The 24080-nt window shown below is 73.3% G+C and carries 19 protein-coding genes; 18 read left to right on the forward strand and 1 reads right to left on the reverse strand.

Annotated features, from left to right (window positions below; genetic code table 11):
* Nucleotides 1–307: 307 nt before the first annotated feature.
* The 5 genes from AB0I49_RS30500 (at nucleotide 308) to AB0I49_RS30520 (ending at nucleotide 4904) form a co-directional block, all read left to right on the forward strand.
* Entirely contained in the window at nucleotides 308–1141 is an 834-nt protein-coding gene (locus tag AB0I49_RS30500) for a ParB/RepB/Spo0J family partition protein (RefSeq protein WP_363230355.1), read from the forward strand.
* Nucleotides 1142–1518: 377 nt separating this feature from the next.
* Nucleotides 1519–2460: a TauD/TfdA family dioxygenase gene (locus AB0I49_RS30505; protein ID WP_363230356.1), complete on the forward strand. Its 942-nt coding sequence runs from the start codon at nucleotides 1519–1521 to the stop codon at nucleotides 2458–2460.
* 138 nt (nucleotides 2461–2598) lie between these two features.
* Complete coding sequence (locus tag AB0I49_RS30510) at nucleotides 2599–2817, forward strand: MbtH family protein (protein WP_363228210.1); 219 nt, start codon at nucleotides 2599–2601, stop codon at nucleotides 2815–2817.
* Nucleotides 2818–3014: 197 nt separating this feature from the next.
* Nucleotides 3015–3983, forward strand: a complete 969-nt coding sequence (locus tag AB0I49_RS30515; protein ID WP_363230358.1) for an ABC transporter ATP-binding protein — start codon at nucleotides 3015–3017, stop codon at nucleotides 3981–3983.
* A gap of 132 nt (nucleotides 3984–4115) precedes the next feature.
* Complete coding sequence (locus AB0I49_RS30520) at nucleotides 4116–4904, forward strand: ABC transporter permease (protein ID WP_363230359.1); 789 nt, start codon at nucleotides 4116–4118, stop codon at nucleotides 4902–4904.
* 252 nt (nucleotides 4905–5156) lie between these two features.
* Here AB0I49_RS30520 and AB0I49_RS30525 read toward each other — a convergent pair whose 3' ends face one another.
* A complete protein-coding gene (locus tag AB0I49_RS30525) occupies nucleotides 5157–5612 on the reverse strand; it encodes a flavin reductase family protein (RefSeq protein WP_363230360.1) in 456 nt (151 codons plus the stop codon).
* A gap of 256 nt (nucleotides 5613–5868) precedes the next feature.
* Between AB0I49_RS30525 and ddaH the strand changes: the two genes are divergently transcribed.
* The 13 genes from ddaH (at nucleotide 5869) to AB0I49_RS30590 (ending at nucleotide 24078) form a co-directional block, all read left to right on the forward strand.
* Nucleotides 5869–6723, forward strand: coding sequence for a dimethylargininase (gene ddaH, locus AB0I49_RS30530; RefSeq protein WP_363230361.1), 855 nt, complete (start codon nucleotides 5869–5871; stop codon nucleotides 6721–6723).
* Nucleotides 6724–6960: 237 nt separating this feature from the next.
* Nucleotides 6961–7710, forward strand: a complete 750-nt coding sequence (locus AB0I49_RS30535) for a GNAT family N-acyltransferase (RefSeq protein ID WP_363230362.1) — start codon at nucleotides 6961–6963, stop codon at nucleotides 7708–7710.
* Nucleotides 7707–8501: a lysophospholipid acyltransferase family protein gene (locus tag AB0I49_RS30540; RefSeq protein WP_363230363.1), complete on the forward strand. Its 795-nt coding sequence runs from the start codon at nucleotides 7707–7709 to the stop codon at nucleotides 8499–8501. Before AB0I49_RS30535 ends, AB0I49_RS30540 begins: the two co-directional genes overlap by 4 nt.
* Complete coding sequence (locus tag AB0I49_RS30545; RefSeq protein WP_363230364.1) at nucleotides 8494–9201, forward strand: VTT domain-containing protein; 708 nt, start codon at nucleotides 8494–8496, stop codon at nucleotides 9199–9201. The genes AB0I49_RS30540 and AB0I49_RS30545 overlap by 8 nt, the downstream gene beginning before the upstream one ends.
* Before the next feature lie 668 nt (nucleotides 9202–9869).
* The gene (locus AB0I49_RS30550) at nucleotides 9870–10946 is read left to right on the forward strand and encodes a cysteine synthase family protein (RefSeq protein ID WP_363230365.1); all 1077 of its coding nucleotides are present in this window, start codon (nucleotides 9870–9872) and stop codon (nucleotides 10944–10946) included.
* Nucleotides 10943–12424: an argininosuccinate lyase gene (argH, locus tag AB0I49_RS30555; RefSeq protein ID WP_363230366.1), complete on the forward strand. Its 1482-nt coding sequence runs from the start codon at nucleotides 10943–10945 to the stop codon at nucleotides 12422–12424. The genes AB0I49_RS30550 and argH overlap by 4 nt, the downstream gene beginning before the upstream one ends.
* On the forward strand, nucleotides 12417–13682 hold the full coding sequence (locus AB0I49_RS30560; protein ID WP_363230367.1) for an ATP-grasp domain-containing protein: 1266 nt from the start codon (nucleotides 12417–12419) through the stop codon (nucleotides 13680–13682). Before argH ends, AB0I49_RS30560 begins: the two co-directional genes overlap by 8 nt.
* Nucleotides 13679–16930, forward strand: coding sequence for an amino acid adenylation domain-containing protein (locus AB0I49_RS30565; protein ID WP_363230368.1), 3252 nt, complete (start codon nucleotides 13679–13681; stop codon nucleotides 16928–16930). The genes AB0I49_RS30560 and AB0I49_RS30565 overlap by 4 nt, the downstream gene beginning before the upstream one ends.
* A gap of 159 nt (nucleotides 16931–17089) precedes the next feature.
* Complete coding sequence (locus AB0I49_RS30570; RefSeq protein ID WP_363230369.1) at nucleotides 17090–17995, forward strand: kinase; 906 nt, start codon at nucleotides 17090–17092, stop codon at nucleotides 17993–17995.
* 167 nt (nucleotides 17996–18162) lie between these two features.
* Nucleotides 18163–18780, forward strand: a complete 618-nt coding sequence (locus AB0I49_RS30575; RefSeq protein WP_363230371.1) for a hypothetical protein — start codon at nucleotides 18163–18165, stop codon at nucleotides 18778–18780.
* A gap of 170 nt (nucleotides 18781–18950) precedes the next feature.
* Nucleotides 18951–20309, forward strand: coding sequence for an NAD(P)/FAD-dependent oxidoreductase (locus AB0I49_RS30580; protein ID WP_363230372.1), 1359 nt, complete (start codon nucleotides 18951–18953; stop codon nucleotides 20307–20309).
* A gap of 158 nt (nucleotides 20310–20467) precedes the next feature.
* The gene (locus AB0I49_RS30585; protein WP_363230373.1) at nucleotides 20468–22546 is read left to right on the forward strand and encodes a SpoIIE family protein phosphatase; all 2079 of its coding nucleotides are present in this window, start codon (nucleotides 20468–20470) and stop codon (nucleotides 22544–22546) included.
* A gap of 98 nt (nucleotides 22547–22644) precedes the next feature.
* Entirely contained in the window at nucleotides 22645–24078 is a 1434-nt protein-coding gene (locus AB0I49_RS30590) for an FAD-dependent monooxygenase (RefSeq protein WP_363230374.1), read from the forward strand.
* Nucleotides 24079–24080: the final 2 nt, after the last annotated feature.

Raw genomic sequence — 24080 nt, forward strand, 5'->3', positions numbered from 1 at the left:
GGACTCTTCAGCCCGTAGGGAACGAAACCACGGCGTGGAGGCTCTGATGGCCTTGTATTTGGCCTCCTCTACGACCGTACCCGTATCGGCCGCCGGCACCCCGGTCGCCACCGTGAAGAGTCCGACCGCGACAATGGTCCGCCGGCAGCGGGCGAGTTCCCCGAATCCGGCTCTCACGACGATGGTTCCCATCGATTCCCTGTTGCCCGCCGACTCGCCCCGCACCACGGGTGAGGACGACGGGCATATTCAGGTACTGGCGGAATTGGATGCTCCACTTCCGCCCATTATCGTGCACCGTTCCACGATGCGCGTAATCGACGGAATGCACCGGCTCCGCGCCGCGCAAGTCAGCGGCGCGGAGTCCATTGAAGTCCGCTTTTTCGAAGGCACCGAGGAGAACGCCTTTGTCCTCGCGGTCAAGCTGAATGTCGCCAATGGGCTGCCGCTCTCCCAGAGCGACCGCACCGCGGCCGCCGTCCGGATCCTCGGCAGCCATCCGCAGTGGTCGGACCGGCGCATCGCCGCCGCCACCGGGCTCGTCGCCAGCACCATCGCGGCGATGCGCAAGCGTTCAACCGGTGGCATCGAGCAGTTGAACGCGCGGGTCGGCCGCGACGGGCGGGCCCGCCCGCTCAACTCCGCCGAAGGGCGCCGGCGCGCCGGCCAGGTCATCGCCGACCGGCCGCACGCCTCCCTGCGGGAGATCGCCGACGCGGCCGGGGTCGCCCCCGCCACCGCGAAGGACGTGCGCGACCGCATTCTCCAAGGCCGCGACCCCGTGCCGTCCAGACTGCGGGAGGCCGAGGCCCAGCAGGCGGCGGCTTCGGCCCGGGCGGCGGAGCCGGAGGCCGCGGCGGCCCGGTCCGGCGCGGACCGCCTCGACGCGCGGGCGCTCGCCGAGGCGACCGCCGCCGGGACGGCCCTGCCGAACATGCGCAAGGACCCCTCGCTGCGCACGGAAGCGGGGCGCACGCTCCTGCGGCTGCTGAGCGCTCACTCCATCGGCGAAGAGGAGAAGTGGCGGCGGCTCGTGGACAGCGTGCCCCGGCACCGGGCCGATTCGGTGGCCCGCGCCGCGCGGGCCTGTGCCGAACAGTGGGTCCGCTTCGCGAAGGAGCTGGAACTCCGGGGCACCTGAGCGCGGGCCGGGGCGTCAGTACGTCCGTATGCCCGTAGGCCCCGTCGAGGCCGGCGACGCCACGGCGCCGCCGGCCTCGACGGCGTTCACGGCTCCGCGCCGCACGGCGTATCGGTGCGCGGCGGAATGACCCGCGGATGATTACCCGGATGAATTGCCGACCCCCGCGGCCGGTGATGCGCACGGCCGTCGAACGGCGTTGGCACGCCTACCCCCAGGTGATAGTTTCGCGGCGTAATGCGGAGGGCCGAAAGCGGGGCGGGGAATTCCATCGGCTGTCGCTGATCGCGGTCACCGGGTATATACGCGCAATACCGTGGCCGCGGACAGAGCCCGCTGGGATTTTTTCGGACGCCCGCGGAAGAGGGAGTTTCGCTGTGACGGACGTGCAGGACTGGAAGCCGCTGGAGATTCGCCCCGAGGACGTCGGGACGCGGCCGGGGGCGGCCGGCCTGGTGGAGTATCTGAAGGGGCATCCAGGATTCGACTCGCTCCTGGCGGAGAACAAGGCCGTGGTGTTCCGGGACTTCGCCGTGACGGAAGGCGAACTGGAGCCCGTACTCGATCTGCTGCTGCCGAACCGGCTGGCCTATGTGCACGGGAATTCGCCGCGGACCAAAGTGGGGGAGAATGTCTACACCTCCACGGAATATCCGCAGGAGCTGACCATCTCCATGCACAATGAGCTGTCCTACAGCGCCCAGTGGCCGTCGCGGCTGCTGTTCTACTGCGCCGTCGCGCCGGGCTCCGGCGGCGCCACCCCCGTCGTCGACGGGGTGAAGTGGCTGGCGTCGCTGGACGACGAGGTGCGGGAGGCGTTCGCCCAGGGCGTGCGCTACTCCCAGAACCTGCACGACGGGCTCGGCCTGGGCAAGAGCTGGCAGGACACCTTCGAGACCGACGACCGGTCCGCGGTGGAGGCGTTCCTGGCGGGCTCCGCCGCCGAGTGGGAGTGGAAGGGCGACGGCAGCCTGCGGATCAGCCAGGTCCGGCCGTCCACCACCCGCCACCCGGTGACGGGCGCGGAGGTGTGGTTCAACCAGTCCGACCAGTGGCACCCCGCCGCCCTCGGCGACGAGACCGCGGCCGAGCTGGCCGAGCTGCTGCCGGCGGACGAGCTGCCGCAGTCGGTGACGTTCGCGGACGGCAGCCCCATTCCGGGGGAGTACGCGATCCAGGTGCGGGACCGGGGGCTGGAGGCCGCCGTCGACGTGGACTGGCGCCAGGGCGATCTGCTGCTGATCGACAACGTCCTCGTCGGGCACGGGCGCAGGCCCTTCACGGGCGACCGCAAGGTGCTCGTCGCGATGACCGACTGAGCCGCCCCGCACCCTCGCGCACGCCGCCTCGCCCGGCCGGCCGCGCTATCAGTCGTCCGCATCAGTTGTCCGCATTTCTGTACCGACATGTTGTGAGCTGCCCGCGCGGGCGGCCTTCGCGATGACAGGAGCCGATCCATGACGAATCCGTTCGAGGACGCCGAGGGCACCTATCTGGTGCTGGTGAACGACGAGGGGCAGCACTCGCTGTGGCCCGCGTTCGTGGAGGTGCCGGCCGGCTGGACGGTGGCGCTCCAGGAGACGGCGCGCCAGGCGTGCCTGGACTACATCAACGAGCACTGGACGGACATGCGGCCCAAGAGCCTCATAGCGGCCATGGACGGCGACGCCGCCTGACCCGGTCCGCCGACGGCGCGCGCGAGGCGGCCGGTCCACGGGGCGCGAACCCGTGGCCGGCCGCCTTCGCGCGTCATGGCGGGCCGCCGGACGACCTGACGAAAGTGGGGGTCGGATCCTGTCTAAGGACTCCTGACCACGTGCTCACCGGCCCGTAGCGTCCTTCCCACGCACCGCCGGAGAGGACTTGGACCACGATGCTCACCCTGCAGGGCCTGACGAAGAGGTACGGCGAGAAGACCGCCGTCGACCAGCTCACGCTGGACGTCGCGCCCGGTAAGATCACCGGATTCCTGGGGCCGAACGGCGCCGGGAAGTCCACCACGATGCGCATGATCCTCGGCCTGGACCACCCCACCTCCGGCACCGCCCTCATCAAGGGCAAGCGCTACGCGGACCTCGCGCACCCGCTGCGGGAGGTCGGGGCGCTCCTCGACGCCAAGGCGGTGCACCCCCGGCGCACCGCGTACAAGCACCTGCTGGCGATGGCCCGCAGCCACGGCATCGGCGCCAAGCGGGTGGACGAGGTCCTCGGCGTCGCCGGGCTCGGCGAGGTCGCCGGCAAGCGGGCCGGGTCCTTCTCCCTCGGGATGGGGCAGCGGCTGGGCATCGCCGGGGCGCTCCTGGGCGACCCCGAGGTGCTGATGCTCGACGAGCCGGTCAACGGCCTCGACCCGGACGGCGTGCTGTGGATCCGCACCTTTCTGCGCTCGCTGGCCGCCGAGGGCCGCACCGTCTTCGTCTCCAGCCACCTGATGAGCGAGATGGAGCTCACCGCCGACCGGCTGATCGTCATCGGCAAGGGCAAGCTCATCGCCGACGCCCCGATGGAGGACATCCTCTCCCGCAGCTCCCGGAACTCCGTCACGGTGCGCGGCCCCGAGGTCGAGGGCCTGCACATGCTGGCGAACCGGCTGCTGGAGGAGGCCGCCGACGTGGCGTGGCGGTCCTCCAACGAACTGGTCGTCACCGGCCTGAGCGTCGAGCGCGTCGGCGACCTCGCCCACGAGCGGCACGTACGACTCCATGAACTGCGCCCAGTGGAAGCCTCGTTGGAGCAGGCGTACATGGAACTGACGTCAGGGAGCGTCGAGTACGGAGAGCAGCAGCATGCCGTCCTCAAGGAGAAGCCGGACCGGCACGGGGAGACGCCACTTGTCGTCTGACCGCCGCGCCGCCGCCCCCGCGCACCGCATCACTTCCTCGCACCGAACCGCTTCCTCGCACCGAACCGCCGCCGGTGACCCGCACCGGCCCGGCGCCCTTCGCCGAACCGACCAGAGAGACCGCGTCCGATCATGAGCTCGCTGACTACCCACCCCGCGGCCACGCCCCGCGCCACACCCCGGCCCTCCGGCGGCGGCCTGCCCGGAGCCGTGGCCGCCGAGTGGACGAAGCTGTGGTCGCTGCGCTCGACCTGGTACTTCCTCCTCACCGCCGCGGCCGTGATGGCCGTGACGGCCGGGTGCATCGGCACCGTCACACACGACGCGACGGCCTCCGTCGCCCGCCCGGCGACCCTCGCGACCGTCTACGGCGTCGAGTTCGTCGTCGCGGCCCTGGCGATGCTCTCCGTCACCGGCGAGTACGCCACCGGCAGCATCACCAACACCCTCCAGTGCGTGCCCAACCGGGCGCGCATGCTGGTGGCCAAGAGCATCACGCTCGGCGGCGTCGCCTTCGCCGTGGGCGTCGTGCTGGCCGTCATCGGCGTGGCCGCGGGCGGCGCGGCCATGGACGCCTCCACCTTCGAGATGTCCTACGTGGCCGGGCAAGTTCTCGCCATCGCCCTGCACTTGGCGCTGCTGAGCGTACTGACCATCGGGCTCGCGGCCATCGTGCGCAGCTCGGCCGGCGCCATCACGGCGCTGTTCCTGCTGCTGCTCATCGTGCCGATGATCCTCCAGTCGATCCCCGCCGACTTCTTCACCGACCTGGCGCAGTTCCTGCCGCAGGCGGCGGGCTCGCAGTTCATGGCGGACGAGGCCGAGCTGTACGGGCCCGTGACCGGGCTGCTGATCCTCGTCGCCTGGGCCGCCGCGTTCCTGACCGGGGCCACGGTCGTCCTGCGCCGCCGCGACGCCTGAGCGCCGCGGGCAACAAGCCGGCTGGACCGGCGCCTTACTCCCCCGGAGGCGCCGGTCCAGTCCGTTCCTCGGAGCGAAGCGAGAGCTCCGAGGGGCCGCTCAGTCGTCCTCGTCCACCTGGCTCGCCTCGTGGGCGAGGACGGCGGCCTGTACGAGGCCGGGCGCGCGGAGCCCGCCGGGAGCGGGCCCCGCGCCGTACCGCGAGAGTTTCCTCATCGAGATCGAGTGGGAATCCGCGAAAGCGATAAACGCTCAGACCGCGAGCGGGGGAGTAATCCGCGCGTACTTCCCCCGGTGGTAGAGCAAGGGACCGGCCGCGTCGCCCGCGCCCAGTCCACGGACATCCGCCGTGACGACGAGATGGTCCCCGCCGTCGTATTCGGCCTGGAGTTCGCAGTCCACCCACGCCGCGACGCCGGAGAGCAACGGCATTCCATTGGGGGAGAGAGCCCACTCCACGCCGTCGAACTTGTCGCCGCCCGACCGGGCGAAACCATTGCTCAGCCCCTCCTGGCCGGCCGCGAGCACGTTCACGCAGAAGCGCCCCGCGGCGCCGATGACCGGCCAGGTCGTCGAGGACCGGCTCGGGCAGAGCAGCACCCGCGGCGGCCGCAGCGACAACGAGCTGAACGACTGGCAGGTGAACCCCACCGGGCCGTCCGGGCCGATGGCCGTCACGACGGTTATGCCGGAACAGAAATGTCCCATGACTGACCGGAACTCCTGAGGGTCGATCCCCTCCGCAGTCACGGCATTGGCGACGGCATCACGCACTGTCGCTCCTTCCTCCCGTTGAAGGGAAATGATACCGACCGGCTTTCACCCGGACAGGGCCGCCGGGAACCGAATTCCGGCCGACGGACCACAGTCCGCGGCCGGTCCGCCCGCCCCGATTCACACGGGATTCACGCGGCGCACACCGAGCGCGCCGATACTCCACAAGAGAAACCAAAAGGGAATCGCCATGCCCGACACCCGCCGCACCACGCCCGCCGCCCCCGCTCCGGCCACCCGCACCGCGATCCGGCGCCGCCTGCTGATGTGCGCCCCGAGCCACTTCGACGTCACCTACTCCATCAACCCGTGGATGGAGCCCGAGAAGCCCGTCGACGGCGGCCTCGCGCTCGCCCAGTGGGAGCGGCTGCGCGACCTCTACCGCGAACTCGGCCACACCGTCGACGTCATCGAGCCGGTCCGCGGCCTGCCCGACATGGTCTTCGCCGCGAACGGCGCCACCGTCATCGACGGCCGCGTCCTCGGCGCCCGCTTCCGGCACATGGAACGCACCGCGGAGGGCCCCGTCTACCTCTCCTGGCTCCGGGAGAACGGCTTCGGCCGGGCGCACTGGCCCGAGCACATCAACGAGGGGGAGGGCGACTATCTCCTCGCCGGCCGCCGGCTCCTGGCCGGCGCCGGCTTCCGGACCGACCCCCGGTCCCACGCCGAGGCCCAGGAGTTCTTCGGCCTGCCCGTCACCGGCCTGACCCTCGTCGACCCCCGCTACTACCACCTCGACACCGCCCTCGCCGTGCTCGGCGACGACGAGGTCATGTACTACCCCGCCGCCTTCTCCCCGGGCAGCCGGGCGGCCCTGCGCGAGATGTTCCCCGACGCCCTGCTCGCCACCGACGACGACGCCGCCGTCTTCGGCCTCAACGCCTTCAGCGACGGCCGCCATGTGCTGCTGCCCGAAGCCGCCACCCGCCTCGCCGCCGAACTGCGGGAGCGCGGCTACGAACCGATCGGCCTGGACCTGACCGAACTCCTCAAGGCCGGCGGCAGCGTCAAGTGCTGCACGTTGGAGCTGCGCACCGGCTGAGCCGACGGCCACCTGACGAAGGTCAGGGGTGCCCGCTGCCGTTTGTGCAGTGCGCCATCCGGCGTACCGCTCCTACGGTCGTTCCACAAGGGATCAACGCCCCCGCGCGGGGGCCGACTTCCCGCAGCAGAGGCCGACGCCCCCACACGGGGCCGACGTCCACGGAGGACCGCGAAGCAGGGCAGCGGACGCTCGCCGCCGGTACCGAATGCCCATCGAATGGAGACCAGCACACTCATGCTCCCGACATCCACCGCGTCAGCGGCAACCACCTCGTACGTCACCTCCATCGCGGACACCACGCAGCAGATACGCGCCGCCCAGCGGCTGCGCCACCAGGTCTTCGGCGAGGAGATGGGCGCCACCCTCCACACGCCCCTCGCCGGCCACGACATGGACGCCTACGACGACCTCGCCGACCACCTCATCGTCACCGACACGACCACGGACGAGGTGGTGGGCACCTACCGGCTGCTCCCGCCCGGCCGCGCCGAACACTCCTACTCGGACAGCGAGTTCGACCTCCGGGCGCTGGACGGGCTGCGGTCCTCCATCGTCGAGGCGGGCCGCTCCTGCGTCCACGCGGACCACCGCAGCGGCGCCGTCATCAACCTCATGTGGTCCGCGCTCGCCCGCTACGTCCTGCTCTCCGGCCACCGCTACCTCGCCGGCTGCGCCTCCGTGCCGCTCGCCGACGGAGGACAGGCCGCCTCCAGCGCCTGGCTGCTCGGCACCGCCAAGCACCCCTCGCCCCCCGAGCTGCGCGTACACCCGCACCGCCCCTGGATGCCCGCCGACCTGGAGGCCGTCCGCCCCAGCTACGCCGACCTGCCGCCGCTGCTCCGCGGCTATCTGCGGCTCGGCGCCTGGATGTGCGGCGCGCCCGCCCACGACCCCGAGTTCGACGTCGCCGACTTCTTCGTCCTGCTCGACATGGACCAGCTCAACGACCGCTACCGCCGCTATTTCCTGGGGGAGACCCGATGAACCCCTGGGCCGTGGACGCGGGGTGCACCCCCGGCTGCGCCACGCACGCCGCCCCACGCGTGCCGCTGGCGGAGGCCGTCCGCCGCTACGCGACTCTGAGCTGGGCGCTGGCCCGCAGCGCCGCCGAGGGCGAGCGGCTCGCCGAGTTCGAGACGCTGCGCACCCAGGCGCGGAGCGTGCTCACGGCGCTCGACGTACGGCTGGAGGCGGCGCCCGGCCCGCTGAGCGTCAGCGGGCCGAACGGGGTCGGCACGCTGATCGTCGCCAACCACGTCTCCTGGCTCGACATCGTCGCCGTGCTCGCCGTCGAACCGGCGACGCTGCTGGCCAAGCGGGAAGTGGGCGGCTGGCCGCTGATCGGCACGCTGGCCCGGCGGATCGGCACCCGGTTCATCGACCGCGAGGGGCTGCGCGCGCTGCCCGGCGCCGTCGCGGAGCTGACCGGAACGCTGCGCTCCGGCCGGTCCGTGGTGGTCTTCCCGCAGGCCACCACCTGGTGTACGACGTCCGGCGGCCGGTTCCGGCGCGCCACCTTCCAGGCGGCGATCGACGCGGGCGCGCCCGTACGGCCGATCACCATCGACTACCGCCAGCACGGCGCGCCCAGCACGGTCGCCGCCTTCCTCGGCGACGAGGGCTTCGGCACGTCGCTGCGCAGGGTGGCCGGCGCGGGCGGGCTCAGCGTGCGGGTCACCGCGCATCCCCAACTCGCCCCGGGCACGGACCGGCGCGAACTGGCCGCCCGTACTTGGTCCGCCGTGTGCGGCGCGGAGTCGCCCGCCCATGTTTGAGGTGTTCGACCGGCTGGTCGGGCTGTTGCAGTCCACTCTCGACTCGCCCTGGCTGTGGGCGATCGTCTTCCTGGTGGCCGGCCTGGACGCGCTGCTGCCGTTCATGCCGAGCGAGACGACGGTGGTCATGGTGGCCGTCCTGCTCGGCTCGGACCTGCCGCAGCTCGCGCTGCTCGCCGCGGTCGCCGCGGCGGGCGCGCTCGCCGGGGACTGCCTCAGCCACGGCATGGGCCGGTGGCTCGGGCCGCGAGCGGTCGCCCGGCTGCTGCGCGGCGAGAAGGGCCGGGAGCGCTACGAGTGGGGCCGCTCCATGGTCGCCCGGCACGCCACGACGCTGGTCGTGGCGGCGCGCTTCCTGCCGGGCGGACGGGTGGCCTCCGGGCTGTCCACGGGCAGTCTGGGATTTCCGCTGCGCCGCTTCGTCGCGCTGGACGCGATGGGTGCCGGCCTGTGGGCGGTCAGCAGTACGGCCATCGGGTTCGTCGGCGGGGCGAGCTTCGGCGACGACCCGGTGAAGGGGCTGCTGCTGGCGTTCGCCCTCGCCCTCCTGCTCGTCGGGGCCATCGAGTCGGCGCGCCGCCTCCGCGCGCGCCACGGCGGTGCGGTCGGCGGGCTCGTGCCGGACGGCCCGCGGCTCGCCGGACCCGCGGCCGAGCGGACGCCCGACCCCGCCGCGGAGACCGTCGCGCATTCCGACTGAGCGGCGGGGCGACTCGATCCAAGCGACTCTGCCCGAGCGCTGAGCGACTGAACGACTCTGCCCGAGCGACTGAACGACTGAACGACTCTGCCGGATCGACTGAACGTCTCGACGTCCGCCCGACGACCTGAATTCCGGATTCCGGGAATCCGGTTGTCTGGGCAGGGCGGGGCCGGGCGGGGCGGCAGCGACGGTGCGACAGCAGTGCGGGGCCGGAAATGGGCCGGGAATGCGGAATCATCCGCCCCGGCCCTTCGCCGTGTCCGGCGCCGCCCTTGCGAACCCGCCCGGATTCCGGTAGGAAGGCGCGCCGCGGCAATGCCTTTTACGCTGCCCCGCCCCCGGCGGCGGAATCGGCCGCGACCGTTCAAGGAGCCTCGGGCGGCCTTTGACTGTTCTTGATCTAGTGGGTAGCGTCGAACCGCTTTGGTGCTCATCGGCATTGTCGGCATCGACCGCCGAATCCGCGCACCGGAGCGGTCCTTGGCTGCGCAGTCCTGACGGGGGATGGTGGGCTGAATTTCCGGTCATCCGGTGACGGGGCCATTCGGTGACGGAATCGACGGGACAAAGTCCGGGCCGTAGGCCGGAACGTCCGCAACCGATTTCTTCCGCGTGGGTCGGCACCCTCGTTGTTTCTGTTCGCCCCGAATTCGCAGGGAGCTTTCATGGGGGCAACCATGCCCATGTTCCAGGAGATCACCGAGGCGCAGATGATGCCGCGGCTCGTGCGTCTCGGCCCGAATCTCTACGGGGCCGTCTTCACGCTGATGAAGCTGCTGCCGGCCCGCTATATCCTGCGCCGCGCCATGGAACGCGGCGACCTGGACCGGGACACCGTGATCACGGAGACGACGTCCGGCACCTTCGGCCTCGCCCTGGCCATGCAGGCGGCCCTCATGGAACGGGACCTGATCCTCGTCAGCGACCCCGCCATCGACGCCAACCTCTTCCGCCGCCTGGAGGACCTCGGCGCCCAGGTCGAGATCTGCCCGGAGCCCGCGCCCACCGGCGGCTTCCAGGAGGCCCGGCTGCGCAGACTCGCCGAGATCCGCGCCGAGCGGCCCAGCACCTTCTGCCCCGAGCAGTACACCAACCCCGACAACCCCCGCTCGTACGCCGTCGTCGCCGAGCAGCTCACCCAGACGCTCGGGCGGATCGACTGCGTCGTGGGCCCCGTCGGCTCCGGCGGCTCGATGTGCGGCACCGTCCGCACCCTGCGCGAACAGACCCCGCACACCCGCGCCATCGGCGTCGACACCCACCGCAGCGTCCTCTTCGGCCAGCCCGACGGCCCCCGCGCCCTGCGCGGCCTCGGCAACAGCCTCTGGCCCGCCAACCTCGACCACACCGTCTTCGACGACGTCCACTGGTGCACCGCCGCCGAGGCGTACGCCGCCACCCGCCGCCTGCACGCCAAGCACGCCCTCTTCCAGGGGCCGACCAGCGGCGCCGCCTACCTCGCCGCCGACTGGTGGGCCCGCCGCAACCCCGACTCGCTGTGCGTGGTGATGCTCCCTGACGAGGGCTACCGCTACCAGGCCACCGTCTACGACGATGCCTGGCTCGCCGAGAACGGCCACGCCGACGCCGCGATACCCGCCGAACCCGTCGAACTCACCCGCATCGACCAGGCCGAGGACCGCTGGAGCCGCCTCGCCTGGCGGCGCAGCCCGTACGGGCGCATACCCGGCGCGGTCGCCATGGCCGCCGCCGCCCCGCGCGACGCCGAGGCGCTCTCATGAGCGGTACGGGCCGGCTCACCGCCACCCTCGGCGCCCGCACCCAGCACGTGGTCTACGGCGACCCCGGACCCGCCGAGATCCGCCGCGAACTCGACTTCACCACCACCATCGACCTGGCCCACGTCGTCATGCTGACCGAACGGGGCCTGCTGCCCGCCCCGGCCGCCGCGGCCCTCCTCGGCCGCGTCAGCGAACTGCGCGCCACCGGCTTCGCCGAACTGCTCGACGAACCCGCCCCCCGCGGCCTCTACCTGATGTACGAGAGCCACCTGGTGGCGGCCCTCGGCGCGGACATCGGCGGCAAGCTGCACACCGGCCGCTCCCGCAACGACATCAAGGCCACCATCACCGCGATGCGGCTGCGCACGGAACTGACCGAGCTGCTCGGCCAGGTGCTGCGCCTCCAGGGCGTACTACTCTCCCGCGCCAGGGCGTACCGGCACACCGTCATGCCGGTCTACACGCACTTCCAGCCCGCCATGCCCATCACCTACGGCTACTACCTGGCCGGCATCGCCGTCGCCCTCGACCGGGACATCGACGCCCTGCGCCACACCCTGGCCGGACTCGGCCGCTGCCCGCTGGGCGCGGGCGCCGTCGCCGGTACGGACCTGCCCATCGACCCGGCCCGCACCGCCGCCCTCCTGGGCTTCGACGGGCCGCCGCTGCACGCCGTAGACGCCGTCGCCAGCCGGGACGGCGTGCTGCGGGCGCTGGCCGTCATCAGCGGCGTCGGCATGACGCTCAGCCGCCTCGCCACCGACCTCCAGCTGTGGAGCACCCAGGAGTTCGCGTTCGTCGAATTCCCCGAACGACTCGTCGGCGGCAGCTCGGCCATGCCGCAGAAGCGCAACGCGTTCCTGCTGGAGCACGTCAAGGCCAAGGCAGGCGTGGCGCTCGGCGCCTGGACGGCCGCCGCCGCCACCATGAAGTCCACCCCCTTCACCAACTCCATCGAGGTCGGCACCGAGGCCGTCGCCCCCGCCTGGGGCGCCCTGCACACCGTCACCGAGTCCGTGCTCCTGGCCCAGGTGCTCGTGAGCGGCGCCCGCCCCGCGCCGGACCGGATGGCCCAGCGCGCAGACGAGGGCTTCGTGACGGCGACGATCCTCGCCAACCGCCTGGTGCGGGAGGGAGTGCCGTTCCGAACCGCCCACCACGTCGTCGGCGCCGCCGTGCGCGAGGCCGTCGAGACCGGCGCCACCGCGCTGCGCCTGCCGCCGGGCACCCCCGGCGCCGAGCGGGCGTCACTGCCGCCGCTCGGCGACGTGGTCGCCGAACACGACCGCGGCGGCGGTCCGGGCATGTTCGCCACCGCCTTCGCCACCGCCCGCGAACGCCTGGCGGAACACGGCGGCTGGCTGCGCGGGCACCGGGAGCGCGTCGACGCCGCCCGGCACGGACTCCACACAGCGGTCGAGGCGCTCGTGGCCGGGGCGGACCCGGCGGGGCGGACCGGAAAGGCACGCGATGAGTGACACCGGCGACGGACGGCAGTGGTTCGCCTTCCTGGAGAGCAACACCACGGGAACCGGGCGGCAGTTCTGCGCGGCGGCCGCGGCCCGCGGCATGCGCCCGGTGCTGCTCGCCCGCGACCCCGGCCGCTATCCGTACGCGGCGGAGGACGGCATCGAGACCGTTGTGCTCGACACCGGGGACTTCGACGCCGTCCGGGAGGCGTGCGAGCACCTCGCGGCCGGGGCCGGGCTCGCCGGGATCGCCTCCAGCTCCGAGTACTTCGTGGCGTCCGCCGCCCGCGCCGCCGCGAAACTGGGGCTCCCCGCGGCCGACGGCGACGCCGTGGCCCGCTGCCGCCGCAAGGACGCCCAGCGCGACCTGCTCGCGGCGGCCGGCGTGCCCTCGCCCGCGTACCGTTCCGTCGGCGAGGTCGCCGAAGCCGTCGCCGCGGCGCGGGAGATCGGCTGCCCGGTGGTGCTCAAACCCGTCAGCGGCTCCGGCTCGGTCGGCGTGAAGCTCTGCCGCGACGAGGACGAGACGCGGCAGTGGGCGGACCGGCTGCTGTCCCGCGCGGCCGACGAACGCGGCACCCCCGTACCCCGCCGGCTGCTCGTCGAAGCGGCCGTCGACGGCCCGGAGTTCTCCGTGGAGACCTTCGACACGGATGTGGTGACCGTCGTCGGCAAGCACCTCGGGCCTGAGCCCTACTTCGTGGAGACGGGCCACGACGTGCCCGCGACCGCCCCCGAGGACATGCGGGCCGCGCTCGCCGACACCGCCGTACGAGCGCTCGCCGCCCTCGGCCTCGGCTGGGGCGCGGCCCACACCGAACTGCGCTGGTCCGCGGCGGGCCCCGTGGTCATCGAGGTCAACCCGCGGCTCGCCGGCGGCATGATCCCCGCCGCGGTCAAGGCGGCCACCGGCAGGGACCTCGTGGACGCGGTCATCGCCCGCGCCTGCGGCGGTCCGCTCCCGGCGCCCGGCCCCGCGGCCGGGCACGCCGCGGTCCGCTTCCTCATGGCGCCCGGAGCCGGCCGGGTCACGGCCGTCGGCGGGCTGGACGAGGCGGCGGCGGGCCCCGGCGTCGTCCTGGCACACGCCGCCACGGCCGCCGGCAGGACGGTGGGAATCACCCACTCCTTCCTCGACCGCCTGGGCTGCGCCGTGGCCGCAGGCCGGGACGCCGAGGAGGCCGCGCGGCGCGCGACGGCGGCCGTACGACTGATCAGGATCGAGATGCGGGCCGCGGAATGGGACGAAGGAGGCGGCGGGCGATGACGGGGAACGCGAGCCAGGGGGCGCCCACCAGCGCCCCGCGGTGGACCGAGCGCCACAAGCCCGGCCAGGGGACCGGCGAACACCGCGGCCGGATCCCCGAGGAGCTGGTTGCGGACCTCCGCCGCGCCGCCATACGGCTCGGCACGGACCTCACCGCCCTGCTGCTCGCCGCGCACGCCCGCGTGCTGGCCACCGTGACGGCGGAACACGAGCTGAACACCGGACAGGTACGCACCGCCGACGCGGCTCCGACGGCGCTGCGGCTCACCGTCGCCGACTCCACATGGGCCGAACTGGTGCGCGCGGCCGGGGAGTCGGCGTCTTGGGAAGCGGCGCGGGCGGCCGAGATCGTCTGCGATCTCGCCGCCCTCGAAGACCGACGACCCGAAGCGCCCTGCTCCGCAGAGGCCGTCGATGACGCTCTGGGCGACGGCGTGCTGCTGCGCGTCGCCTTCGCCCCCGACGGAGCCGGACTCTCGCTGCGCGTACTCTTCGACCGCGCCACGCTGAACGAGGAGTACGCGGCCCGGCTGACGGGCTATCACCTCACCGCGCTCCGCTTCCTCGCCGCCGACCCCGACGCCCAGCACCACCGGCAGAGCCTGCTTTCCCCGGCCGAGACGGAGACCCAGCTCTACGGCCTGTCCGGACCACGGACCGGGCCGCCGGAGGGGACGTTCTCGGACCTCTTCGAGGAGCAGGTCCGCGGCGGGCCCGACCGGATCGCCGCGGCGCACGGCACGGACCAGTGGACGTACGGCGAACTCAACGCCCGCGCCAACCGGTACGCCCACGCCCTGCTCGCCGCCGGAACGCAGGCCGAGGACGTGGTGGCCGTGGTCATGCGCCGCGGCCTCGACTGGATCGCCGCGGCCCTGGGCGTCTTCAAGGCGGGCGGCGTCTACCTGCCCGTACATCCGGACTTCCCGGCGGAGCGGACGGCGGCCCAACTCGACCGCAGCGAATGCGCGTTGGTGCTCGCCGAACCGTCGGCCGAGGCGCGCGTACGGGAGGCCGCGGCCGGTCTCGACCGGCCGCCGCGCATCCTGATCACGTCTCAGGCGGCGCAGGCGGGCCCGCCTGCGAACGACGGGAATCCGGGGATCGCCGTCGCCCCCGGCCAGGCGGCGTACATCTACTTCACGTCCGGCTCCACCGGCGCTCCCAAGGGCGCGCTCTGCGAGCACGCGGGACTGCTCAACCACCTCCATATGAAGATCGAGGACATGGGCATGACGGCGGGCGGCGGCGAGGTGAGCGCCCAGACCGCCGCCCAGTTCGTCGACATCTCGCTGTGGCAGTTCGCCGCGCCGCTGCTGGTCGGCGGCAGCACCCGCGTCGTGGACACCGACACGCTGCTCGACGTCGACCGCTTCCTCGACGAGATCGTGCGCGGCGCGGTCACCGTCGCCCAGGTCGTCCCCTCCTACCTGGAGGTGCTGCTCGCGCACGTGGAGCGGCACCCGCGGCCGCTCGGCGGCCTGCGGGCGCTGTCGGTGACCGGCGAGACGCTGCGGCTGGAGCCGGTACGGCGCTGGTTCCGGGCCTACCCGCACATCAGGCTGGTCAACTCCTACGGGGCCACCGAGGTGTCCGACGACACCATGCACGAGGTCATGGACCGCGCGCCGGAGGGCGACTTCGTCCCCGTCGGCCGGGCGCTGCGCAACGTCAACGCCTATGTGCTGGACGAGAACCTGGCGCTGGTGCCGCTCGGCTCGCCCGGCGAGATCGCCTTCTCCGGCGTCTGCGTGGGGCGCGGCTACATCAACGACGAGGAGCGGACCCGGCAGGCGTTCGTCCCCGACCCCTTCCGGGCCAACACCCGGATGTACCGCACCGGGGACTTCGGGCGCCGGCTGCCGGACGGGCGCGTCGAGTACCTCGGGCGCCGCGACGAGCAGGTCAAGATCCGGGGCTTCCGCATCGAGATCGGGGAGATCGAGAACCGGCTGCTGGCCATGGCGGACGTCCACGACGCCGCCGTGGTCATCGAGGGCGCGGCGGGCGGCCCCCGCAACCTCGTCGCCTTCTTCACCGGCGGCGAGGAGCTGGACGCCGAGCGGCTGCGGGACTTCCTCGCCGGATCGCTGCCCGACTACATGGCGCCCACCTACTTCCACCGGCTGCGGCGGCTGCCGCTGACCGAGAACGGCAAGGTGGACAAGAAGGCGCTGACCCGGCTGGCCGGCACGCTCGGCCACGGCGGCGCGCCCTACGTCGCGCCGCGCACCCCCACCGAGCAGCGGCTGGCCACGCTCTGGGCGGAGGTGCTGAACACCCCGCTGGAGCGCATCGGCCGGGACGACGACTTCTTCGAGCTGGGCGGCTCCTCGCTCGCCGGGGTGCGGCTCGTGGTCCGGATGGACCGGGAGCTCTCCCTCAAACAGCTCGTCGGCCACCCCGTGCTCAGCTCCCTCGCGGCGGTGCTCGACGGAACGCACCCCGAGGGCGACGGGCCGCCGGCGGACGGTCTGCTCCAGCCGCTGTCCCGCGTCGACGCCCCGCACCACAGCCTGGTCTGCTTCCCCTACGCGGGCGGAAACGCCGTCAACTTCCGTGCGCTGGCGGCGGAGTTGGAGCGTGACGGCATCGCCGTGTACGGGGTGGAGCCGCCCGGACACGATCTGGCCGGCGACGGGGAGCCGCTGGCCGACGTGGCGGAGGTGGCCCGCCGGGTGCACGCGGAGATCGTGGCGCGGGTCGGCACGCCCGTACTGCTGTGGGGGCACGGCGAGGGCGCGGCGGCGGCGCTGGAGACGGCGCGGCTGCTGGAGGCCGAGGGCCGCCGGGCGGAGCGCGTCTTCATCGGGGCGCTGCTGCTGGAAGAGATCGACGGCCTGCGGCGCGAGATGCGGACGGTCGCCGACGCCGACAACCGCACCCTCCTCGCGCGGCTGCGCGCCGAGAGCGCCTATGTCGAGCTCGACGGGCTCAAGCCGGAGCGCGCCGAGGTGGTGGGCTCGGCGTACCGCCATGACGTGCTGAGCGCCAACCGCCATCTCATCACCGTCCGGCAGAACGCCGAGCGGTACGGCATCACTTCGGCGGTGGACGTGGTCGTCGCGCGGGACGACGCGACGACCAGCGGGTTCGGGGAGCGGCACGGCGAGTGGAAGCTGGTCGCGGACACGGTGCGGCTGCGCGAACTCGCCGAGGGCGGACGGTATTTCGTCCGGGCGTCGCCCGTGGACAGCGCGGCGCTGGTGCGGGCGGCGTGCGAGCGGCCCCGGCGGACCACGGTGTGACGCTGAGGCCGACGCCGACTCGGAGGCGTGGAGGCGGAGACGCGGAGGCGCGGATGCGGACATCGGCATCGACACCGATGCCGACGCCGACGCCGACGCCGACCGGACGGTCCCAGCAAGGTTTCGCAGGCACAGGGAGATCGGGAGATCTTGATGACGATGACGGGGGAAGTCGCGCTCACCGGAGGGCGCCGCACGGGCGCGACCGGCATGAGCTCGACGTTCGGGACGTTCGGCGAGCTGCTGCAAGGCGTGCTGCCGGAGGACGACGGTGACTTCCTGGTGACGCTGCCGGTGGCCCGGTGGACGTCGGTCACCTTCCAGACGTACCCGGACGGCGACGGGCTGCACGTATGGCCGCCGCACAAGAAGAAGGCGCTGCGGCTCGTCTCGATGATCATGGATGACGCCCCCGCCCCCAGCGGCGGCCTGCTGACCATCGACAGCATGCTGCCGGAGGGCAAGGGGCTGGCCAGCTCCTCGGCCGACCTGGTGGCCACCGCCCGCGCCGTGGGCAACGCCCTCGACCTGCCGATGCCGCCGCGCCGCATCGAGCGGTACCTGGCCCGTATCGAGCCCACCGACGGCGTGCTCTACCCGGCCGTCGTCGCCTTCCACCACCGCAGCGTGCGGCTCCGGGCGCGGCTGGGGTCCCTGCCGTCGATGGCCGTGGTGAGCATCGACGAGGGCGGCGCGGTGGACACGGTCGACTTCAACCGGATACCCAAGCCCTTCACCGCCGCGGACAAGCGGGAGTACGCCCGGCTGCTGGCGCGGCTGACCGGCGCGGTGGCGCGCGGCGACCTCGCGGAGGCGGGCGCGGTCGCCACCCGCAGCGCCCGGATGAACCAGGCGCTCCGCCACAAGAAGTCGCTCGACGCGATGATCGCGATCTGCGAGGAGATGGGCGGGCTGGGCGTCGTGGTCGGCCACAGCGGGACGACGCTCGGCATCCTCCTGGACACCGCCGACCCGGCGTGCGTGGGCCGGCTGGCCGCCGCGGCGCAGGCGTGCGAGGAACTGGCGGGGAACGTGACGGTGTACCGCACGCTGAGCTTCCATTAGGCCCCGGCGGATCGGGCCCTCGGGGCCCGCGAGGGACAGATCGGGCCGGTGCGCGGCGTTCCGGGCGTCCGGGGCCCGCGGCCGGGGTATCAGCCATTCGGTCCTCCGGGACGGCGGGTTCGCCGGTCGGTGAGCGCCCCCGGGGCGAAGAGATGCGAAGGTGCCCCATGGCCATCAGGCGAACGGTCCTCCGGCTCGGCAGTCTCGTCCTCGGCGCGTGGGCGCTCTCGTGCCCGTCGGCGTCGGCGGGCGGCGGCGCCGACGCGGCCGAACCCTCACGCGGGGACCGGGTGCCCGCGACGGCGCTCGGCGCGGACGCGGGATGCGAGGTGCCGCCCGTACACGACGCGGAGGTCATAAGGACCGTGCGCCGGGTCGGCGACGGCCTGGGCGTCGGCGAGAAGGTGATGCTCGCCGGGTTCGAGGCCGGCTGGGTCGAGTCCCATATGAACAATCTGGCGTGCGGCGACCGGGACTCCGTCGGCGTCTTCCAGCAGCGCCCGAGCCAGGGCTGGGGCACGCCCGAGCAGTGCATGGACGTGGCGTACGCCGCGAACTCGTTCTTCATCCGGGCCGTCGCCGTCGACCGCGGCCACCCCGCCTGGACCGCGGGCCAGGTCGCGCAGGAGGTCCAGCGGTCCGCGTTCCCCGACCGGTACGACGCGGCGGAGACCAAGGCCCGCGCGCTCCTCGACGAGGCCGGCGGGACGGGCGGGGCCGGCGCGATGGACGGGTCCGGCGGGACGGACGGGGCCGGCGGGCCGGGCGACGGCTCCGAGGGCTGACCCCCGGTCACGACGGCCTCCCGAACCCGGCGATCCTCTGGTCAGAGCGTCACCCGCCGTACGCGAAGCTCCTGCCCGTCCGCCCGCTCCCCGCGCCCCGCCGAGAGGCGGACCGCCGCGAATGGCCGAACCATGGGTAGGAGCCCGCGAAACCGAGCAGGAGACAGATCATGACGCGACCCAGGATCCTCATCGTCGGCGGCGGCTTCGCCGGAGTCGAGTGCGCGCGCAGGCTGGAGCGCACCCTGGCCCCTGGAGAGGCGGAGATCGCCCTTGTGGTGCCCTTCAGCTATCAGCTCTATCTGCCGCTGCTGCCCCAAGTGGCCTCCGGGGTGCTCACCCCGCAGTCGGTCGCGGTCTCCCTGCGGCGCGGGCTGCGGCGCACCCGGATCATCCCCGGCGGCGCGATCGGCGTGGACGGCGCGGCCAAGGTCTGCGTCATCCGGAAGATCACCGACGAGGTCGTCGACGAGTCCTACGACTACATCGTGCTCGCCCCCGGCTCCGTCACCCGGACCTTCGACATCCCGGGCCTGACCGAGTACGGGCGCGGCATGAAGACCCTCGCCGAGGCCGCGTACATCCGCGACCACGTCATCGCCCAGCTCGACCTCGCCGACGCGGCCACCGACGAGGCCGAGCGGGTCTCACGGCTCCAGTTCATCGTGGTCGGCGGCGGCTACGCGGGCACCGAGACCGCCGCCTGCCTCCAGCGCATCACCACCGCGGCGGCCGCCCGCTACCCCCGGCTGGACCCGAAACTCATCAAGTGGCACCTCATCGACGTCGCACCGAAGCTGATGCCCGAGCTCGGCGACAAGCTCGGCGCCGACGCCATGGAGGTGCTCCAGCGCCGCGGTATCGAGATCTCCCTCGGCGTCTCCGTCGCCGAGGCCGGGCCCGAGACGGTCACCCTCACCGACGGCCGCGAACTGCCCTGCCGCACCCTGATCTGGACCGCGGGCGTCGCCGCCAGCCCGCTGGTCGCCACCCTCGACGCGGAGACCGTACGCGGCCGGCTCGCCGTCACCGACCGGATGACGCTGCCCGGCTTCGACGGCGTCTTCGCCCTCGGCGACTGCGCGGCCGTGCCCGACGTCCATACGGGCGACGGGGCCATCTGCCCGCCCACCGCGCAGCACGCGCAGCGCCAGGGCAAGGCGGTCGCCGACAACCTCACCGCCACCCTGCGCGGCGCGCCGCTGCGCCCGTACGTCCACAAGGACCTCGGTCTGGTCGTGGACCTCGGCGGCAAGGACGCCGTCTCCAAGCCGCTGGGCGTCGAGCTCAAGGGCATCTCCGCGCAGGCCGTGGCCCGCGGCTACCACCTGATGGCGCTGCGCACCAACGTCGCCAAGATCCGCACGGTGACCAACTGGCTGCTGAACGCCACCGCGGGCGACGATTTCGTCCGCACCGGCTTCCAGCTGCGGCGCCCCGCGACGCTCAGCGACTTCGAGTACACCGACGTCTACCTGACCCCCGATCAAGTGCGGGAGCACACCAAGGCCATGTCCGTGCGTCACTGACAGGGCGACGGGCGCGCCGCGCCCATGGCGCGCCGGGCCGGGCGTACGGACCGCCGCGCGACCGATCCGTACGCCCGCGACCGGCGCGTACGCCCGACCGGGCCCGTGCCACCGGCTCTCGCGTCGAAAATGCGGGCAAATAGTGACAGAGTGGCCTCATGGTTGATCGGGGAGCGACGCCGGCCGCCGTATCGCTGCCGGGCGACTGGCCCGCGCACCCGGACCTGACGCTGGCCCTCAACCGCATGGGCACCTTCGACTGGGACCTGGACAGCGGGCTCATGCACCTGGACACCGCGGCCCTCGCCGTCTTCGACCTCACCCCCGAGGAGTACGACGGCAACCCGGAAACCCTCTTCGGCCGCGTCCAGCTCACCGAGTCCGCCCAGCTCGACGGGCTCGTGGCGCGGGCCCTGAAATCCGGCGGCGCCTCCTACGGGGCCTACTTCCGCGTCCGGCGCCGCGACGACACCCCCCGATGGGCCCACATCCAGGGCCACATCCGCCGCGACCAGCAGGGCCGCCCGCATCGCATCCTCGGCGTCTTCCGCGACGCGACCGCCGAACTCGCCCATTCGGCAGAACGCCGCGACGCGCCCGCCGGCAGCCGCCACCAGAGCGCCGTCGTCGAACGGACCACCGCCGCCCTCGCGCACGCCAGGACCGTGCAGGACGTCATCGACGTCCTCAGCGACTCACCCGGCCTGGAGCGACTCGGCGCCGACAGCCTCGTCGTCGGCCTCATCGAGGGCGGCCGCATCCACCTGGTCGCCGAGGGCCCCACCGACTCCTTCGTGCCCGGCACCCGCTACACCCGGATCGACGACAACTACCCGATGAGCGAGGTGGTACGGACCCTCGCGCCCCGCTTCATCGGGTCCCGCGAGGACTTCGCCGCCTCCTACCCCGAGCTGTGGGAGCACATCGACGCGCTCGAACTCTCCTCCGCCGCCTATCTGCCGCTCATCGCCCAGGCCCGCCCCATCGGCGCGCTCGGCCTGCTCTACCGCGCAAGGCAGGGCTTCACCCCCGAGGAGCGCGCCCTGCTCGTCGCCCTCGGCAGCACCATCGCGCAGAGCCTGGCCCGCGCCATGCTCTTCGACCAGGAACACGACCTCGCCGAGGGCCTCCAGCAGGCCATGCTGCCGCGCCGCATCCCCTCCGTCCCCGGCGCGCAGCTCGCGGTGCGCTACCGCTCCGCGCGGCTCGGCCGGGACATCGGCGGCGACTGGTACGACGTCATCCCGCTGCCCGGCGGCCGCGTCGGCGCGGTCATCGGCGACGTACAGGGCCACGACACCCACGCCGCCGCCGTCATGGGCCAGCTGCGGATCGTCCTGCGGGCGTACGCGTCCGAGGGCCACGCGCCCGCCACCGTCATGGCCCGCGCCTCCCTCTTCCTGCACGAACTCGACACCGACCGCTTCGCCACCTGCACCTACGCCGAGGCCGACCTCGCCACCGGCGAGCTCAGGCTCGTACGGGCCGGGCACATCGACCCGCTGCTGCGGCACACCGACGGCACCTGCCGCAGGCTGCCCTTCCCCGGCGGGCTGCCGCTCGGCCTGTCCGCCCAGTTCGGCCGGCTCGACTACCCCGTCACCGCCCTGGAGCTGGACCCGGGGGAGACCCTCCTGATGTGCACCGACGGCCTCGTCGAACAGCCCGGCGCCGACCTGGACGACGGCTTCCAATGGCTCACCGAGATCGTCCGCGACGGCCCGCACGACCTCCAGGAACTCGCCGACCAGCTGTGCGAGCGGGTCGACGAGCGCTCCGGCGAGGACGACCTGGCCGTCCTGCTGATGCGCCGCACCGGCACCGCAGCGCACAGCGGCGGCCGGCTCCAGCAGCACATCGCCTCCGCCGACCCCGAGGCCCTGTCCGCCGCCCGGCACATGATCCGCGCGGCGGTACGGGCGTGGGGCGCGCGCGAACGCGCCGACGACATCGAACTCGTCGCCGACGAGCTGATCACCAACGCCCTGCTGCACACCGACGGGTCCGCCGTCGTGACCGCCCGGATGCTCCCCGGCACGGGCGGCGAACGGCGGCTGCGGATCGAGGTCGAGGACCGGTCCAGCGCCATGCCGCGGCGGCGGGAGCCCGGCGAGGCGGGCGTCTCGGGGCGCGGCCTGCTGCTCGTCGACGGACTGGCGGACGTATGGGGCGTGGAGTCGCGGGGGGCCGGCAAGTGCGTGTGGTGCGAGTTCACCTGCCCCGAACGCGGCTGCTGAATTCCCGCCCCCGGCGTACCGGGCGCAGCACAATGGGTGCCGGAGCCAAGGCCGTCACCGCAGCGCGTACCGTGCCGCACCCCCAGGAGGACCCGGCCATGAACGAGCCGACCCGCCGCCCCGACCCGACCGCCCCCACCGCACCGCACCCCCGCGCCGTGGTCCTCGGCACCGGCCTCGCCGGACTGCTGACCGCCGCCGTCCTCGCCGGAGACGGCGTGTCGGTCACCCTCGTGGACCGGGACCGGCTGCCCTCGACACCCGCCGCGCGCAAGGGACTTCCGCAGGCCCGCCACGCCCACCTGCTGTGGTCGGGCGGGGCCCGCGTCATCGAATCCCTGCTGCCCGGCACCACCGACCGGTGGATCGCGACGGGCGCCCGCCGCATCCCCCTGCCGACCGGCCTCGTCGCCCTGTCGGCGAAGGGCTGGCTGCCCCGCTGGCCCGAGATGCAGTATCTGATGGCCTGCACCCGCGACCTGCTGGACTGGGTCGTACGGGAACAGGTCCTCGCCAGGCCGGGCGTGACCCTCCGCGACGGCGCCGATGTGCTCGGACTCTCCGGCGACGCCCGGCGTGTCACCGGGGTCCGGCTCCGCGACACGGGCGCCGCGGACGGCGTGGCGCACCTGGCCGCCGACCTCGTCGTCGACGCCACCGGACGCGGCTCCCAGGCGCCGCGCTGGCTCTGCGAACTGGGTCTGCCCGCCGTCCGGGAGGAGCGCGTCGACTCCGGACTCGCCTACGCCACACGGCTGTTCCGCGCCCCGGAGGGGTCCGAGAACTTCCCCGTCGTCAGCGTGCAGCCCAAGGCCGGGCTGGCCCGCCCCGCCCAGGGCGCGACGCTCGTCCCCATCGAGGGCGGCCGCTGGCTGATCACCGCGTCCGGCACGCGCGGCGGCCAACCGCCCACGGACGCCGACGGGTTCGAGGGATTCTGCCGACAGCTCGACCACCCCGTGCTCGCCGACCTCATCGCCCGCGTCGAGCCGATCACCGACGTGTTCGTCTCCCGCAGCACCGTCAACCGCCGTCGCCGCTTCGAGCAACTCCCGCGGTGGCCCGCCGGGTTCGTCGCCGCGGGCGACGCCGTCGCCACCTTCAACCCCGTATACGGCCAGGGCATGTCCGTGGCCGCCCTCGGGGCCGACGCCCTCCGCCGGGAACTGCGGCGCGGCGGCCTCGGCGACCCGGGCCTCGCCCGGCGGGCGCAGCGCGCCCTGGCCCGTACCGCCGACAGCGCGTGGGACCTGGCCACCGGGCAGGACATCCGCTACCCCGGCGCGATCGGCGACCAGCCGCCGGTCGCGGCCCGGCTGCTGCGCGGCTACTTCGACCGGCTGATGCGGTCCGCCACCGGCCGGCCCGACGTGGCGCGGGCCATGATCGACGTGATGACGCTGTCCGCGCCCGTCGACGCCCTGCTCCGCCCCGCCGTGGCCCTGGCCGTCCTGCGCGGACCGGGTGCCGCACCGCTGCCCGGCCCGCCGTTCACGGAGGCGGAACGCGACCTGTGCCGGGCGCCGCGGTGACG

Origin of the sequence: Streptomyces sp. NPDC050617, from assembly GCF_040654795.1 — a bacterium.
Classification (GTDB): domain Bacteria; phylum Actinomycetota; class Actinomycetes; order Streptomycetales; family Streptomycetaceae; genus Streptomyces.